Below are 13,486 nucleotides of genomic sequence, written 5' to 3'. Positions count from 1 at the left end.
GCTGGGCTGGGCTGGGCCGGCTGCAAGGCCGCGCGGGGGAAGGGTGGTCAGACGGGACGGCGGGCGGCACCGCGGGCGGCGGGCCCAGGACGGCGGGCTCCGGCCCGGGCCGCGATGGCCTCGCGGTAGCGCTCCACCGTGCCGATCGCGGCCCGCTCCCAGGTGAAGTGCGTCAGGACCCGCTCACGGCCCGCCGCGCCCAGCTTCCGGCGCAGCTCCGCGTCGTCCAGGAGCCGGGTGAGCGCGGCGGCGAGCGCGCCCGCGTCGCCGGGCGGCACCGCGAGGCAGGTCTCCCCGTCGGGTCCCGCGACCTCGGGGATCGCGCCGCCGGTGGTGGCGACCAGCGGGGTGCCGGTGGCCATGGCCTCGGCGGCGGGCAGCGAGAACCCCTCGTACAGCGAGGGCACACAGGCGATCTGCGCACCGCGCACCAGGTCGACGAGTTCGGCGTCGCTGATGCCCTTGACGAAGTCGACGGCGCCTTCGAGCCCGTACCGGTTCATGGCCTCGGCCACCGGGCCGGTCTCGGGACGTTTGCCGACGACGACCAGATGCGCGTCGGGGTTCTCGGTGCGGACCTTCGCCAGCGCCTCCACGAGGTGGACCAGGCCCTTGAGCGGTACGTCGGCGCTGGAGGTGGTGACGATCCGGCCGGGCACCTCGGGCACGGCGGGGTCCGGGGAGAACAGCCCGGTGTCCGCGCCTATGTGCACCACGTGCACCCGGCCCGGGCTCACCCCGAGGTGGTCGACGATCTCCCGGCGGGAGGAGCCGGAGACGGTGAGCACGGAGGGCAGCCGCCGGGCCACCCGCTTCTGCATCCGGGTGAAGCCGTACCAGCGGCGCACCGAGGCGCGGCGCTTCCAGTCGGGCGCGGCGTCCAGCTCCAGCTGCCGGTCGACGGTGATGGGGTGGTGGATGGTGGTGACCAGCGGGAAGCCGACGCGGTCGAGGTCCAGCAGGCCGTAGCCGAGGGTCTGGTTGTCGTGGACGACGTCGAACTCGCCGCGGCGGGCGGCCAGATGGCGGCGGGCGCGCAGGCTGAAGGTCAGCGGCTCGGGGAAGCCGCCGGTCCACATCGTGGCGACCTCCAGACCGTCGATCCAGTCGCGGAACTCCTCGCGCCGGGGCGTGCGGAAGGGGTCGGGCTGCCGGTAGAGGTCGAGGCTGGGCAGCTCGGTGAGGGTGACGCCCTCCTGGTCGTCGAGGACCGGGTACGGCTGGGAGCCGATGACCTCCACGGTGTGGCCGAGCCGGGCGAGTTCGCGGGAGAGGTGGCGTACGTAGACGCCCTGGCCCCCGCAGAACGGATTCCCCTTGTAGGTGAGCAGCGCGATCCGCAGCGGTCGGTCCGGATCCCTGTCGACGGTGGCTGGAGGCGGGTCGGGCAGCGGTTCGGTCCCGGTCTTCTGCGCGGCCTCAGCGGTCACTCGCGCCCCCTCCTAGGTGCAACTGAGCGGGAGCGTAACCGCTCGCGTTTATCTAGAACAAGTTTCACTATCGGATCGCCCGAGAAGTCTTGAAGATACCTGGTCAGGACATCGGCACCGCGGCTGGGACGGGTGATCCGCACCACTGCGGGCGCAGGTCGGGAGGTTCGGGGGGCACGCGGCTGACCGGCCCCGATACTCGCCAGTAGGGCCGCCACCTGTCTCAACTGCGCAAACGCCGGTGTGGTGGGCGAGCCACCGCGCTAATCTAGAACGAGTTTCAGTGGCTGTACCGCACCGAAGTGAGACAGATGACCGCAGAAGCCAAGCCGGCCTCCCTGCAGCTGACCGAGCGGCAGGAGGCGCGCCGTCGGCGGATCCTGCACGCCAGCGCCCGGCTGGCCAGCCGCGGCGGCTTCGACGCGGTGCAGATGCGCGAGGTCGCCGAGAACTCGGGCGTGGCCCTCGGCACCCTCTACCGCTACTTCCCCTCCAAGGTCCATCTGCTGGTGGCCACCATGCAGGACCAGCTGCAACATATGCACGAGGCGCTGCGCAAACGCCCCCCGACCGAGGAGGAGCCGACCGCCCGGGTCGCCCAGACCCTGATGCGCGCCTTCCGGGCGCTGCAGCGCGAGCCCCATCTGGCGGATGCGATGGTCCGGGCGCTGACCTTCGCCGACCGCTCGGTCAGCCCGGAGGTGGACACCGTCTCCCGGCTCACCACCGCGATCATCCTCGACGCGATGGGTCTGGACGGGCCGCCGACGCCCGAGCAGCTGTCCGCGGTGCGGGTCATCGAGCACACCTGGCACTCGGCGCTGATCACCTGGCTGTCGGGGCGCGCCTCCATCGCCCAGGTGAAGATCGACATCGAGACGGTCTGCCGCCTCATCGACCTCACCGCCCCGCACCGGGCGGAAGGTGCCGAGGGCGCAAAGGCGCCAAGGACGTAAACGGCGCGCCGGGGGCGCAGGCGGCGCGTGCAAGGGCGGAAAAGCGTGAATGAGCTCTTTTGTGCGCCCGTGCGCCCCCCATTGGCTCAATACGCGCGTTCATGACAGGGGCAACCCCGGTATTCATCAACGATGCCCGGAACCGGGCGAACCGCACGGGGTTGGAGGGACAGCACGTGATCCGGGTACTTCTGGTGCACGACTCTCGCTTGCTGCGATCCGGTTTGGCCGCGCTGATCGAAGCCGAACCGGACATCGAGGTGACGACGACATCGTGGTGCGACGCGCGCAGTCGAGCCCGCGCCGTCCGACCGCACGTATGCGTGGTGGACACGGACTGTCCAGGCTCCGACGGGGCCGCGAGAAAAGGGGAGTTAGCCAAGATAGCCGGGGGGATATCCGGCGAGAGATCCGGCAAGGACGGCCGGTGCGAACTGCTGGTGCTGGCGGACGCGGAGCGTCCGGGGCCGCTGCGCCAGGCCCACGAGGCGCGAGCCCTCGGCTACATCGACCGGAACGCCTCGCCTGACCGGCTGCTGGACGGCATCCGGAGCGTCGCGAACAAGGAGCGTTTCATCGACGACTCCCTGGGCTACGGCTTTCTCCAGGCGGCCCACATGCCGCTCACCGCTCGCGAGTTGAGTGTGCTCTCACTGGCCGCCGAAGGCGCCTCGATCGCCGAGATCGCCCGCAGCCTGCATCTGTCCAACGGGACGATACGCAACTACATGGCCTCCATCACCCGGAAGACCGGGGCGCGCAACCGCGTGGACGCCATCCGCATCTCGCGGGGCGAGGGCTGGGTCTGAAGCCCCGGCGCCCAGCAGGTGCCCCGAGCCTCCCGAGCCTCCCTGGCCCCCCGTGCTCCCCCGGTCTCCCCAGTCCCGCCAGCTTCCCGCGAGGTCGCGGTAGAGCGGTGAGCGCTCCAGCAGCTCGGCGTGGCGGCCGCAGACCGTCTGCCGGCCGTCCATAACCAGCACGCGCTCGGCGCGGCGCGCCGAGCTCACGCGGTGGGCGATCACGATCAGGGTGGTGCCGGGCCGCCGCGCGAAGGCCCGCTCCGCGCGGGCCTCGGCGGCCGGGTCGAGATGGCAGGTCGCCTCGTCGAGCAGCACCACGGGGGCGGGCGAGAGATACGCGCGGGCGAGCGCGATCAGCTGGCGCTCCCCCGCGGACAGGGCGCCGGGGTCGACGTCGGCGTACGGCCCGCCGATCCGCGACAGCAACGCGTCGAGCCCCACGGCCTCGGCGGCGGCGGCGAGTTCGGCGTCCGTACGGGCCCCGGTGCCCGTCTCCGGGCACAGATAGCGGAGGTTGTCGGCGAGGGTGCCGGAGAATACGTACGCCTCCTGCGGAATCAGCACCCGCAGCGCGGCAGCCCGTACGGCGCCAGTCCCCCGTACGGGCTCCCCGCACACCCGGACCTCGCCCGACCGCGGCTCCAGCAGCCCCGCGATCAGCCCGGCCAGCGTGGACTTGCCGATCCCGCTCGGCCCGACCACGGCCAGATGACCGCCCGCCGGCACATCGAGGTCCAGGTCCTCGACGACCGGGGCGGCACGGTCGCCGTACGCGAAGGTGACGGCGCGCAACTCGACGGCGGGGGAGTCGGGGCGCGCCGCCGTTCCGTCCGGAGCCGCCACCCCTGAAGCACGCTCCGGGCCCAGCCCACCCCCATCGGACGCCGTCCCGGCCAGCCGTCCGACCACCACCGCCAGCCGGGAGCCGCCCGTGCCGAGGGCCTGCATCAGGCTCTGGAGGGCGGGCAGCAGCGACTGCTGGAGGTAGGCCAGCGCGCCCACCAGCGCGCCCGTCGTGACCCCACGCCCCAGCAGCCACGGGGCGGCCACCAGCAGCAGTACGACGGGCAGCCGGCCGCCCACCCCGATGGCGATCACCCGCACCACGCCCCAGCGGGCGAGGGCGCGGGCTGCCCGGTACTCGGCGTCGATCCGGTCTCCCGCGTCCGCCCCGACCCGCTCCTCCGCTCCCGCCGCCGTGATGTCCCGCAGCCCGGAGGCGACGGCGCCCAGCGTCTCCGCGATGTTCTCGTCCGCTTCGAGGAACGCCTCCTGACGGCGGGCCATCGGGCGCAGCGTCGCCAGGAACAGCGCCAGCCCGAGGACCAGTGGCGGGAGGACGACGAGCAGCAGGACCGGGGCGAGTGAGAGGAGGCCGACCAGGGCGCCGGCGGCGACGAATACGAACGAGCGGGAGACCATGACCAGACCGGCGAAGGTGTCCCGGGCGATCTCCACCTGGTGGGTGAGCCGGGAGACCGCCGTAGTGCCCCCGCCCGCACCCCCATCGTCCGTACGCCCGCCACCCGCGCCACCCACGGCATGTGTCACCACCCGGCGTACGAGCGCGTCGCGCAGCGGCTCGACGAGGGCGGCCATCGCGCGGTAGACGCGGCCGGTGCCGTACGCGCCGAGGGCCACGGCCAGCGCGGCGAGCCCCAGCCAGGCGAGCCCGACGCCCCGCTCCCCCGCCAGGAAGCCGTCGTCCAGGGCCCGGGCCAGCGCGTATCCGCTCAGGAAGGTCTGTCCGGACTCCAGCACCGACCACACGGCGAGCCGCCACAGCACTCGGCGCCGCTCACGCAGAAAGCGAATGCCCTCGGCATATGGCCCCGGTCTAGCCCCGCGCGCCCCGATCCGGCCGCCCTTTTTATCCGGTACGGATTCAGCCACCCTGAACTCCCCCGTCCGGTTGCGGCACTTCGGATCCGTCCGGCTCGTCGAATGCGTCCGGGACATCCAGCGCATTCGGCCCGCCGGGGACATCCGACCCGTCGGGGACATCCGGCCCGGCCGGGACATCCGGCGCGGCGAACACCGCCCGGTACCCGTCCAGCGCCCAGAGTTCGGCGTGCCGCCCCGCCGCCCGTACCCGCCCGTCCTCCAGCCAGACCACCAGATCCGCGCGGGCCGCCGTCGCCGCCCGGTGGGCGACGATCACGCGGGTGCGGGGCCGGGCGCCCAGGAGGCGGCCGGACAGGGCCCGGGTCACCCGCAGCTCGGTGACCGTGTCCAGGCTCGACGTGGCGTCGTCGAGGATCAGCACCCGGCCCTCATGGGCGAACGCCCGGGCCAGGCCCAGGCGTTGGGTCTCGCCACCGGACAGCGGCGCGTCCGCGACCGGCGTGTCGTACCCGCCCGGGAGCAGCCGTACGAAGTCGTCGGCGCAGGCCGCGCGCGCCGCCTCGACGACCCGGCCGGGCGGGGGCGGGGCCGGTCCCAGCGCGATGGTCCCGCCGACCGTGTCGCCGAGCAGCGCCGGGCGCTCGAAGGCGTAGCCGATCGCTCGGCGCAGCGCGCCATGGGTGAGCTCGGGCAGCGGCACGCCGTCGAGCAGCACCTCGCCGCCGTCCGGGTCGGCGAGCCGCCCGGCGATCGCGGCCAGTGTGGACTTGCCGGACCCGGAGCGGCCGACCACGGCGACGCAGCGCCCGCCCGGCACCACCAGGTCGACCCCGTGCAGCACTTCGCGCCCGCCGCGCGCCGCCCGGACCCCGCGCAGCTCCAGCGTCCCGTCCCCCGGCGGCAGCGAGCGCGTGCCGTACGCCGTGGCGGACTCGGCCAGGACGGGCGCGAAGCGGCGGGCGGCGGTGCGGCTGCGCACCAGGCCGTTGAGGTGGCCGACCAGCATGCCGATACCGGTGGCCAGCACCGCGTAACGGGCGGCGGCCAGCAGAGATCCGACGCTCAGCTCCCCCGCCGTCAGCCGCAGCCCGGCCACGGCGACCACCGCGATCTGCAGCAACGGCACGATCGCGGCGGCCCACGCGGCGGAGCGCCCCTGGACCCGCCACATCCGATGCCCCTGCCGGCTGAGCTCGGGCAGCGGCGCGAGCACCCGCGCCCGCTCCCTGCCGCCCGTCCCGGCCGCCGCGATGGTCCGCGCCCCGCCCAGCGCCTCCACCAGGCGGCCCGCGATCTCGCCCTGGCTGTGCTGGTAGCGGGCGACGCTGTCGGTGGTGTCCCGGACGAACGAGCGCAGCAGAACGGCGAGCAGCGGCAGCCCGAGGAGGAAGGCGAGGGCGAGCCACGGGTCGATGAGAGCCAGCGCGACCAGCCCGCCGACCGGGGTGACGACGGCCGCCAGCGCGGAGGCGAGCGCGGTCGGCGCGGTCCCGGCCTGCGCGGCGTTGCCCACCAGCCGGGTCACCAGATCCCCGGCCGCCGTCCGCCGCCCCGCGCGCGGCCCGGCGCTCAGCGTATGGCGCAGCAGGCGGCGGCGCAGCCAGGCGATCGAGCGGGCGTTGGCGGTGCCGGTGAGGAGGGAGTCCAGCGCGTCCAGCACCACGAGCAGACAGGTGAGCCCAGCACTGACGAGCACCCAGCGCCGGGCCTCGGCGCCGTGGGCGTCGGCGAGCAGGACGTCGAGCGTACGGCCGAGGACGGCGGGGAGCGCGAGCCCGACGGCGGCGGACGCGGTGGTGAGCCAGAAGACGGCGACGACACGCCCCGCGCTGTGCCGCAACGCCCCCCGCAACAACCGCTCACCCACACGGTCGGCGGGCCTGTCGGGGGTGGTGGTGGCGGCGTCTTCGGAAGTGGTGTCCGCCGGGGTGGCAGAGGCCATGCGGGGCAGGTCCTCGTCTCCTCGCGAGTGGGATGTCGTCCGGGCAGCCGGAGCGGGGCGCCGCCCGGCCGGGCCCGGCCGCCGACGCGGACGGCGCGAAGCGCCCCGCGCCGGTCCGGAAGCCCGGCGCGGGGCCGCGGGTTGTGGTGGGCCGTTCCCCGCGGGGCGCGGTCCCGGCGGGTGATGCCGCCGGGACCGCGATGGTGCGGACCGGTCAGGTCACAGGCACAGGAGGTTGCTGTGCGAGCTGTGCTTGTCACAGAGCAGCAGGCTCACGCTGCTCTCGCCGCCGCCACCGCCGCCGAAGTCCTCGGACTCCTCGGTCTCGAGCGTCTGAAGGTCGAGCAGTGTCATGGTCGTTCCTCTCTCTCAATATCCCTGGGGATGGGTTTTCTTGCGATTCCTTGCGTTTCTTGCGTTTTCTTGCTGCGACCCCCTTGCGGGGGCCGGTCCTAGGGCCGCCGGAGCGGCGGCAGGAAGGGCAGGCCGACCGGTGCGGCGTGCGGCGGCGCGCAGGCCGCGCCGAGCGCGAGCAGACAGCCCGCGGTTCCGGTGGCCAGATCCATCGAAAGGCGCATCATCTGCTCACCGGGGAAGGCGAGTTGGCCCTGGTACGGCACGGCGTACCAGCCCAGGCCCGCGATCTGCGCGGCGAGCCGTTCGGGCGCGAGGTCCGGAGTGGTGGTGCGGGCGAGGTGCAGGACCATCCCGGCGCGGCCGTTGAACAGCCCCGGCTGGGCGTAGTAGCGCAGCGACGCCGCGGCCGCGATGCCGCCGCGTGCCGCCTCGAAGTCGTCGTCGGCGCGGTGCGCGAGCCAGCTGTCCAGGACCATCCCGATCCCGACGCTTCCCGCGCCCAGGTACGGCATGGTGCGGAACCCCTCGTCGACGAGCAGGGTGCCGTGCCGGTCCCGGACGCAGCGGTCCAGGTCCTGGCGGAGCGCGGTGGCGGCGAGGTCGAGCAGCGCCGGGTCGCCGGAGTGCTCGTACAGCCGCAGGAAGAGCAGCGCCGGGCCGGTCGCGCCGTGCAGCAGCCCGGCCCGCTTGCCGGTCAGCCGCGCCCCGGCTGCCCCTGCGGCCCCGGCTGCCCCTGCTGCCCCGTCCAGCCGGTCAGCGAGCAGCCGCGCCGCTTCGTCGGCCCGCTCGCGCAGCCCCGTCTCGCCGGTCGCCCGGGCGAGGTGGTCCAGCGTCAGACCGACGCCCGCGAGGCCGCCGTGCAGATCCGGCGCCAGCCGCTGCCACTTCTCGTCGAGGGCCCGCTCGATGAGCTCCAGCGCGCGCTTGGTGTGGCCGAGCCGTTCCAGGACGTACGCCACGCCCGCCAGCCCGTCGTAGAAGCCGAGCGGGGTGCCCCGCGGGGGCGGGGCGGTGTGCTCGAGCAGCCACTCCTCCCCCGCCTCGAACCGCCCGGCGCCGGTCTGGTCGAGCACGTGGAGCACACCCGCCGCGCCGTGCGCCACCCCCAGCCCGCCGCCGTCGGCGAACTGACCGATGTCGCCAGGGAAGAGCCGGTCGTCGCGCTCGGGCGTGGCCGAGGCGCGGATGGCGCGGGCCATCGAGTCACGGCTGTGGGGCCAGTCCGCGGGGTCCACGGGGACGTACGAGCCGCCGCCGCGGCCCGTCGCCCCCGCGGTCCCCGCCGACCCGTCGCCCGCGATCACCTCCACCGCCTCGTCCAGGAAGGCCCGGTCCACCGGGAACTGCCCGGCCGCCACCTCCGCCAGATGCGCCGCCTTCCCGCGGTCCACCACCAGCAGCGTGGTCATCGGTACGAAGAGGGCGAGCCGTAGACACGCGAGGGCGTAGCGGTCCACCTCGAAGCCGCGGCGGTCGAGCGGGGCGACGAAGCCGGGGTGGGCGATGGCCTGCCGTCGGCCCTCGCCGATATGAGCGGCCGCCTCGAAGTCCAGCAGCATCACGGACAACTCGTCGGGGCTGACCATGATGTTGAACATGTGCAGGTCGTTGAAGACCACCCCGCGCCCATGGACCGCGGCGACGGCCTCCTCGACCGCGCTGTGGATCCGCAGCGCCCAGCGGGTGTACTCGGCGACCGCGGCCGGATCCGGCTCGGCGGCGAGCAGCGGATGGCGCTGCGCGAAGAAGGAGTTGAGGGTGCGGCCCGCGATGTGGTCCATCACCAGGAAGCGGTGGTCGCCGAGGGTGAACCAGTCGCGTACCTCGGGCGCCACACCAAGACCCGACAGCCGCTCCAGCGCGGCCTTCTCCCGCTCCAGGCGGGTGACGGCATCCGCCCCGTCGGAGGCGAGCCCGGCGTACGGGCGGGCCTCCTTGAGGACCACCTTCGCGCCGGTGCGGGTGTCCGTCCCCACATAGACCCCGCCGCCGTTGGAGAAGTGCAGGGCCTTTTCGATGCGGTACGGGAGGTCGGCCACCGTGGTGGCGTTACGGGCGGCCAGCTGCGGCGCGAGGAAGTCGGGCAGCGTCACCCACTCGGGGACGTGGAAGGCGGGGTCGCGGCGGTCCGGGACGAGTCTGCCGGACGGGTCCTCGATGGCGGGCACCAGCGTGCCGCCGGCGCCGGAGCCATCGGCATCAGCCGCGTCGTCGACACAGAAGCGCTGCGCGAAGCCGCCGTATCGCACATACAGCGGGCCTTCCTGCCAGCGCAGATCGGTCAGAATGTACGGACCGGGCTCACCCGCCAGCAGCTCGCCCAATTCACGGAGAATGGTGTGGAGCTCCGCCTCGTCGGCCGGGTAGATGGTGGCGAACTTCCCACTGGAGCCGCGCCCCGCGTATTTGGAATTGCGCAGGTGCAGCGCATGCGCGGTGGGCACGAATTTAAAAGGTATTTCCCGCGGAACGCAGTAGTCCCAGACCTTGGCAGCGGTCTTCTCCGCATTGTCGAGACAGGCCGAGACATGCACCTTCCAGCCCTGGTTCGGCCGGCCCGGCCGAGGGGTCCCATCCTCCAGTACGGGGTTGACGTGCAGCCAGTCCCCGGAGACGAAGGTCTCCCACCCCTCGGGGGCGGCGCGCCGGGCGGCCTCGTAGCGGGATCCGGAATCCCCGGCATCGGCGGACAGTCGGTCCGGGGTCTCATAGAAATATCTGTCGGCAAGACAGAAGACCTCATACCTCTTGTCCATCGCGTCCCCCTCGGCGTGATGGGCTAGAGATTTCCACGCCACCACCGAGGGGAACAGTCACATCCGTCATGAAGAGACCGTGCAATACGCATGAGTAAGTTCGATGAACTGAAGTTCGAAATTATGAACTACAGTTCGACATTACTACTCGTCCGGGGGGAATACCTGCTCGCCGCCGATGAGCCGGATGGCGATGGCCTCGACCGGGCATCCCTCGGCCGCCGCCAGCACCGCCTCCGACGCGTCCGTCTCCGCCGCGACCGGATGCGACTGCCGAGCCCCGTCGAGCCGGAACCCGCCGGGCGCGGCGCTCACACACAGCCCCGAGCCGATGCAGACGTCGCGGTCCACCTCGACATGCCAGCGGTCGCCCATCAGCCCTGCTCCCCGTCCCAGCCCTGGGGCAGATGGATCATCTTGTGCTCCAGGAACGAGGAGAAGCCCTCGGGCCCGAACTCCCGCCCCAGGCCGGAGTTCTTGTAGCCGCCGAACGGCCCGAGCATGTCGAGGCTGAAGGTGTTGACGGAGTACGTACCGGTGCGGATCCGCCGCGCGATCTCGATGCCGCGCGCCACGTCCGCGGTCCATACGCTGCCGGACAGGCCGTAGTCGGAGTCGTCGGCGATGCGCACCGCCTCATCCTCGTCCCCGTACGGCAGCAGGCAGATCACCGGCCCGAAGATCTCCTCGCGGGCGATGCGCATACCGTTGTCGACGTCGCCGAACAGCGTCGGCTCGACGTACCAGCCCTTCTCCTGGGCCGCCGGGCGCCCACCGCCCGTCAGCACCTTGGCACCCTCCCGCTGCCCGGTGGCGATGTAGTCGAGCGACCGCTGCTGCTGGCGCCGCGCCACCAGCGGGCCGACCTGGGTCGCCGGGTCCAGCGGGTCGCCGACGACCAGGGCCGAGGCGGCGGCCGCGAAGCGGTCGGCGATCTCGTCGTAGCGGCTGCGCGGGGCGAGGATACGGGTCTGGGCGACGCACGCCTGCCCGTTGTTCATCCACGCGTTGGGCACGATCCCGGCGACCGCCGCGTCCAGGTCGGCGTCGGGCAGGATCACCGCGGCGGACTTCCCGCCCAGCTCCAGCGTCACCCGGGTCAGATTGCGCGAGGCGACCTCCATGACCCGCTTGCCGCCCGCGACCGAGCCGGTGAAGGACACCTTGTCCACACCCGGGTGCCCGACCAGGTACTCGCTGACCTCGCGGTCCGCCGGGAGGATCGACAGCACCCCCTCCGGCAGCCCGGCCTCGGCGACGATCTCCGCCAGGATGTAGGAGTCCAGCGGGGTCTCGGGCGACGGTTTGAGGATCACCGAACACCCGGCCAGCAGCGCGGGCGCCAGCTTCGCCGCCGCCGTGAACTGCGGAACGTTCCACGGCACCACCGCCGCGACCACCCCGACCGGCTCGCGCCGCACCAGCAGCGGCCCCAGGACCCCGGTCCGCCGCTCCTCGAAGACGAAGCCGCGCGCCACCGTGATCGCGGAGTCCCACACCATCAGCGCGCCGAGCGCCTGACCCAGCACGCTCCAGGAGTACGGAGAGCCGTTCTGTGCGCTGATGGCCTTGGCGATCTCCTCGTGGCGGACGGCGACGGCGTCCTTGATACGGGTGACGACCGCGATCCGCTCCTCCAGCGACGCCCGGGCCCAGGGCCCCGTCTCGAAGGCGGTGCGCGCCGCCGCGACGGCCCGGTCCACGTCCTCGCGCGAGGCGTGCGGCACCCGCCCGATGACCGCCTCGGTGTGCGGCGAGACGACCTCGATCACATCCGTGCCGGCCGGATCGGCCAACGTGCCGCCGATGAAGAGCTGTCCGTGCTCGATGAGGTCGCTCATCGCCGAGCCTCCCGCCGCTCGTCTGGATCTGACGCCGATCTGACGCTGCATCAGAACTGATACCAGTTCTAGTTAAACTAAGCCAGCCTTAGGCCCAAGTACGCCCCCACCAGCGGTTTCCCGCTGGTGGGGGCCCTGCTTATGCCGCCTGGGCCGTCTCTGGGCCGTCATGCCCTTCACCGGCCGTCCGGTACATGCCGTCGACCGCCTTCCGGGTGCGGCTCTCGCTGCTGAGCATCAGATGCGTGTAGACCCGGAGGGTGAAGCCCGGGTCCGCGTGCCCGAGGTAGCGGCTGAGCGCCTTGATGTTCTCTCCGGCGTCCAGCAGCACCGAAGCATAGAAGTGCCTCAGCGCGTGCATGCCGTCCTCTCGCGACTCCTGCACCCGCTGCCCCGGTTCGGGCCTGGGGAGCACTCCGGCGGTCACGAGGGCGGCTTTCCAGGCGGAGACGTTGAAGTAGTGGCGCCCGACCGCCTTGCCCTCTCGCGTCGTGAACAGCAGCTTCTTTGTCACCTTCGGTCCGTCCGGGGCGAGCCACGGCAAGGTGACTTCCTCCGGCGGGAACCGCTTTATGTGCGCTGCGAGCGCGTGGCCCACCTGCTCGGGCAGGGGTACGTCTCGCACCTTGCCCCGCTTCGGGGGCGCGAAGACGGCATGCCCGCCGACCAGCTTCACCTGGTAGCCGACGTGCAGCCAGCCCGTGAGGAACCCCACCTCATCCACGGGGAGACCGAAGATCTCTCCCTGTCGCAGCCCGCATCCGCCCCCGACGTCGACCATGGCGCGGTAGTGCTCGGGGAGCGCGGCCCGTACGGCGAACACCCGCTCAGCCGTCCACGGCCGAACTCGGCTCGGGATCGCGGCCGGCGCCTTGACCGATGCAGCGCGGCAAGGGTTCTTCGAGATGAGTTGGTCATCGACGGCGGCCGTGAAGACGGCCGACACGTTGGCGAAGATGACCCGGCGATACGACGCGGCCAATCCCGCGTCTTCCAGCGCGCGTGACCACTCCCGCATGTGCTCGGGTTGGAACGACTCGAGCGGGCGTGAACCGATGTACGGGTAGGCGTGCAGCCGCAGCCGGGACTCCGTGCCGGTCCGCGTGGCAATGTCGGTGGTCTGAACAGCGACCCAGCGTTCGGCGTACTGCTGGAAGGTCGTGCGGCCCGCCTTCGGATCGATGTACTGACCGCGCGACATGTCAGCTTCGATGTGCGTGAGCCACTTCTCGGCGAGTCGCTTCTGTCCGTCGCGAAATGACTTGGACTTCTCGGTGCCGTCCGGGCCGATGTACCGGGCCCGGTAGCGCATGCCGATACCGTGGCGGTCGGTCTTGACCTTGACGGGCTTGCCGTCGAGGCCGGGTTCGGTCTTGTACCAGCGGTCTTGAACGTGGCCTGCCATTGAGGCTGTGGTCCCTTCTCGGGCAGATCGGAGCGGGGCGGGGCCGTGTGGCCCCCCCCCCCGGGGGGGGGGGTGGGATGGTGAGCTGGCCGCACATAGATTCGCAGTAAACGCACGGACAGTCAGGGCGACGGAGTACGGGGTGGCTCGGGCC

General features: G+C 72.5%; 9 protein-coding genes and 1 pseudogene. 2 read left to right on the top strand and 8 right to left on the bottom strand.

Going from position 1 to position 13,486, the window contains the following annotated elements; translation table 11 throughout:
- Positions 1-47 precede the first annotated feature (47 nt).
- On the bottom strand, positions 48-1,430 hold the full coding sequence (locus tag ACFV2X_RS39310) for a glycosyltransferase family 4 protein (protein WP_385626071.1): 1,383 nt from the start codon (positions 1,428-1,430) through the stop codon (positions 48-50).
- 311 nt (positions 1,431-1,741) lie between these two features.
- On the opposite strand from ACFV2X_RS39310, the gene ACFV2X_RS39305 reads away from it, so the two are divergent.
- Together ACFV2X_RS39305 and ACFV2X_RS39300 are read left to right on the top strand one after the other, a co-directional pair.
- Positions 1,742-2,386, top strand: coding sequence for a TetR family transcriptional regulator (locus ACFV2X_RS39305; RefSeq protein WP_385626069.1), 645 nt, complete (start codon positions 1,742-1,744; stop codon positions 2,384-2,386).
- Positions 2,387-2,487: 101 nt separating this feature from the next.
- Positions 2,488-3,111: pseudogene (locus ACFV2X_RS39300) on the top strand (LuxR C-terminal-related transcriptional regulator); the annotation flags it as partial.
- Here ACFV2X_RS39300 and ACFV2X_RS39295 read toward each other — a convergent pair.
- The 7 genes from ACFV2X_RS39295 to ACFV2X_RS39265 all read right to left on the bottom strand — a co-directional run bounded on the left by ACFV2X_RS39295 (position 3,037) and on the right by ACFV2X_RS39265 (position 13,332).
- Positions 3,037-5,079 (bottom strand): ATP-binding cassette domain-containing protein, encoded by a 2,043-nt coding sequence (locus ACFV2X_RS39295; RefSeq protein ID WP_385626067.1) that lies wholly within the window; start codon positions 5,077-5,079, stop codon positions 3,037-3,039. The pseudogene ACFV2X_RS39300 and the gene ACFV2X_RS39295 overlap by 75 nt on opposite strands.
- Entirely contained in the window at positions 5,072-6,973 is a 1,902-nt protein-coding gene (locus tag ACFV2X_RS39290) for an ABC transporter ATP-binding protein (protein WP_385626065.1), read from the bottom strand. The genes ACFV2X_RS39295 and ACFV2X_RS39290 overlap by 8 nt, the downstream gene beginning before the upstream one ends.
- Positions 6,974-7,192: 219 nt before the next feature.
- Positions 7,193-7,327 carry a SapB/AmfS family lanthipeptide gene (locus ACFV2X_RS39285; protein WP_014180165.1) on the bottom strand — a complete coding sequence of 45 codons (135 nt, stop codon included), beginning with the start codon at positions 7,325-7,327 and terminating at the stop codon, positions 7,193-7,195.
- 98 nt (positions 7,328-7,425) lie between these two features.
- A complete protein-coding gene (gene lanKC / locus ACFV2X_RS39280; protein ID WP_385626062.1) occupies positions 7,426-10,086 on the bottom strand; it encodes a class III lanthionine synthetase LanKC in 2,661 nt (886 codons plus the stop codon).
- A 144-nt stretch (positions 10,087-10,230) separates the two neighbouring features.
- A complete protein-coding gene (locus tag ACFV2X_RS39275) occupies positions 10,231-10,461 on the bottom strand; it encodes a ferredoxin (protein WP_014180164.1) in 231 nt (76 codons plus the stop codon).
- Positions 10,461-11,927 (bottom strand): aldehyde dehydrogenase, encoded by a 1,467-nt coding sequence (locus tag ACFV2X_RS39270; protein ID WP_385626060.1) that lies wholly within the window; start codon positions 11,925-11,927, stop codon positions 10,461-10,463. The genes ACFV2X_RS39275 and ACFV2X_RS39270 overlap by 1 nt, the downstream gene beginning before the upstream one ends.
- 139 nt (positions 11,928-12,066) lie before the next feature.
- The gene (locus ACFV2X_RS39265; RefSeq protein WP_385626058.1) at positions 12,067-13,332 is read right to left on the bottom strand and encodes a tyrosine-type recombinase/integrase; all 1,266 of its coding nucleotides are present in this window, start codon (positions 13,330-13,332) and stop codon (positions 12,067-12,069) included.
- Positions 13,333-13,486: the final 154 nt, after the last annotated feature.

The organism is Streptomyces sp. NPDC059679, assembly GCF_042734105.1.
Taxonomy (GTDB): Bacteria; Actinomycetota; Actinomycetes; order Streptomycetales; family Streptomycetaceae; genus Streptomyces.
The sequence above is the reverse complement of the archived record's forward strand: the minus strand, read 5'-3'. Positions and strand labels throughout refer to the sequence as shown.